The sequence below is a fragment of the Plebeiibacterium marinum genome (genome assembly GCF_026013615.1).
Classification (GTDB): Bacteria; Bacteroidota; Bacteroidia; order Bacteroidales; family Marinilabiliaceae; genus Saccharicrinis; species Saccharicrinis marinus_A.
In genome coordinates this window covers 1-3,028 of the sequence record NZ_JAPDPI010000097.1, presented here as the reverse complement: position 1 = coordinate 3,028, position 3,028 = coordinate 1, and the positions used below count along the sequence as shown (strand labels likewise).

2 protein-coding genes are annotated in these 3,028 nt (G+C 40.4%); both read left to right on the top strand.

Features of this window, described 5'->3' with window-relative positions; translation table 11 throughout:
* The first annotated feature begins 22 nt into the window (after positions 1–22).
* Positions 23–2,359, top strand: coding sequence for an LPD1 domain-containing protein (locus OM074_RS20940; RefSeq protein ID WP_301202660.1), 2,337 nt, complete (start codon positions 23–25; stop codon positions 2,357–2,359).
* A gap of 34 nt (positions 2,360–2,393) precedes the next feature.
* Positions 2,394–3,028: hypothetical protein (locus tag OM074_RS20935; RefSeq protein WP_301202659.1), on the top strand; the 635-nt coding region annotated here is incomplete at its 3' end.

The window sequence follows — 3,028 nt, the reverse complement described above, 5'->3', positions numbered from 1 at the left end:
ATCCTAAAATCAAGACCATACTATGACGGAAAAGGAGTTTTATAAAAAGTACAAAGCCATCCACAAGGATATTCGCACCAAAGGAAAATCAAAGGATTCCATATTAGCCAATGGTTTTAAAGAGGGCGTTAATGTCAATGCTTTGCCTATCTATAAAGGTTTTGAAAAAGCAACCGATATTATTGCCACTCGCTACAAACCTAGAAAGGGTGACTTCGTTTGGATATTGCCCAAACAAGGGTTCATTGAAGGTCGGAATGGCTACAAAACAAAGCAAGGTTATAAGCCAGATTCTAATGATGGTTTCTTCATTATCAGCGATAATTGGTCTTTATACGAAAACTATTGCGCCAACTTAGCAACCCTGAAAGATGACCTTGGGGATATTGATACAGAAGTAGAAAAGGCTTTACAGGAGAAGCAAAAGAACCGGGAATTTAAAGATGCCGGGAAGCGTGTTCATGGTTCCAGGAAAGAACAAGCCATGTACAATAAGCTTATCAGAAGTAGCGATTTAAACAGCATCGAACAGGATGAAGCTACCGCCATCGAGCTGGTTAAAAAGGATAAGGTTTTCCCAAAGGTTGACGCACAGGCAGAAAAAGAAAATGGAACGGATTCAGGTTGTGCATTTTTGAAAGTAAAGGTTCGTCAGGCTTTCCCGGCAAAGCCACATGCCAACACCAAAGAAGCCAGGGAGCAATATGTGAAAATGGCGGAGGCTTTTACAAGTGTTCTCAATGATGCTATTTCAATTACGGATTTACAACAACTCGATACCATTGCTAATAATGGTGAGATTGTGGGTAAGCATGATTTTGGGATGATATTCGGTAAGGCACTTCGCAATATTGTCTTTACCATTAAGGGCTATCGGACTACATCTGCGGTTAAAGAAACCTACATGAAAGCCCACCAGTATTCAGGTATCACAAAAGAACAGGCAGCTCCACATGCTAAGAGGCTGAAAGAATACACTGATAAGCGAATAAAACGCCAACAGGATTGCATTGATTCGGCAAAGCAAATTCTTTCTCCTGCCGATATGAAACGCCACAAGCAAAACAACCTGACTTTTCAGGGAGGTATGTTGAGCAGCGTTCGGACTGTGGAGGACTATGTAAGGTATGTTACTCAGGTTTGCACACGGTTTATTAATGATGCAAAAAGAGAATACGATGAGCAAAAAGAACGATTCCCATACAAGGAATTTAAACCGGATTGGAGCTGGGCAGAAACAAAGAAAACAAGCAAATCAAAAAGCAGCAGCAAGCCTAAAATAGAAGCTGTACCGCTATCATATATCAAACGCACAGGCGGTTTATTAATTGAAGAAGCGGATGAAAACACGGTTATCAAAAAGCTTCATTTTAAATCGCTCACATTAGGAAACTATGTAAAGGATGATGAAGCCAGAGAACACATTCGCCACTTTGTTGCAGCCATCGTTGATTTATGCGAGGTGCTAGACATCAACCTATCCATAAACGAAGCCCTGGCTATTGCTTTTGGTGCTTTTGGTCGTGGTGGTAAAGCAATGGCAACTTATTACCCAACACGCCAACTTATCAACCTGACCAAACGAAACGGTGACGGTTCGGTAGCCCATGAGTGGGGACATTTCTTTGACCACTATCTGAATGGCTTGGAATTATCAACCAAACCGCTACGCACAGAAAGCTATCTGAATACCATCATTGAAAGTTTAGGGTACAAAAAGAAGTATTTCATAGGTGGTAATTCATCGCCAACAAAAGATTGGTTCAAGGATATTTTAAAGACTTCAATTAAGAAGGTTGTGCCGACATTTCAGGAAAGGCAATCTGTGGTGCATACAAGTATTGTTTCGCTTATCCTAATGCTCCGCTTTGGGTATTATGCTTTGGAAGATAAAGCGGTTAGCTACAATGATTTTGACGAGACTAAGAAGCGTAGAACTGACAGCTACCTGTATCACTATTCCAAACTTCAAGGTGCTTATTGGAAAGATATTGCAGAGATGTTTGCCCGAAGCTTTGAATGCTATGTTTACGACAAGCTAAAAGAAAAGGACCGGGTAAATAACTACTTGGTATCAGGAGGCATGTTTTCTCATCCCGTTTATCCGCAAGGTCAGGAACGCATTTACATCAACAAATGCTTTGATAACCTGATTTATGCCATCAAGGAGCATTTATCCATAAAATCATTTGAGCCATTTACCGATAAACGAGCCGATGAATACATCGACCTCACCGAAAAAGGCAGCGTGAACAAAGGTGTGATAGTGGGCAAAGAGCGCAAACTCAAACTTGCCAAAATCAGGGCTAAAGCAATTCGCATTAAACAGAAACAAGCCCTTGCGAAGGGCAGCGAATAATAAATAGTGTACTAAAAACTTAATATCAGATAGTATGAAATTAACAATCAAAAACTACAAGGAAGCTACCAAAAATATTGACTTCAAAAAGTTGCCTGAAGCAGCACAGGAAGCACATAAAGAGTTCAATTCATTTGCCGATTTCTACAATGAGGATAAGGACATAAAAGAGATGTTGGATAATCATTTCAAAATCGTTGAACCTTACCTAAAGGATTCAGAAAAGAAAAGCCCTGCACCTAAGAAAGCACCAGCGAAGAAGAAGACTACCTCGTCACAAAAATCGACAAAAAATGTGACCAAGAAAGCAGCACCAAAACGGACTGCCACAAAGAAAACGGCAGCACCCAAAAAAGCACAACGAAAACCCATCGAGGTTGATTTGATGCCTTTGGAGATTAAAGTAATCAGGCGTTATCTGAACTTCCACAATAAGAAGGTTACAGAACGTCAGGTATCGCTTTTGTATAAGGTAATTCAAAAGGCAGCTACCGAAAAGACTATCCGCAAAACAAGCAAGTACGCCTCTGAAATTAAAAGTATCAGCAATGACCTTATCAAGACTTACAAGGATATGAATGGTACTTGCAAGTTTGAAGTTCCGGATTCATTGTACACGAAGCTGAAAAAGATAGTGGATGACTATGGTGTTACTCCGGCAGTTGCATT

Bases quoted from the DNA above. Each gene is read 5' to 3' on its own strand.
- OM074_RS20940 (WP_301202660.1), top strand. From the start codon at position 23: ATGACGGAAAAGGAGTTTTATAAAAAGTACAAAGCCATCCACAAGGAT.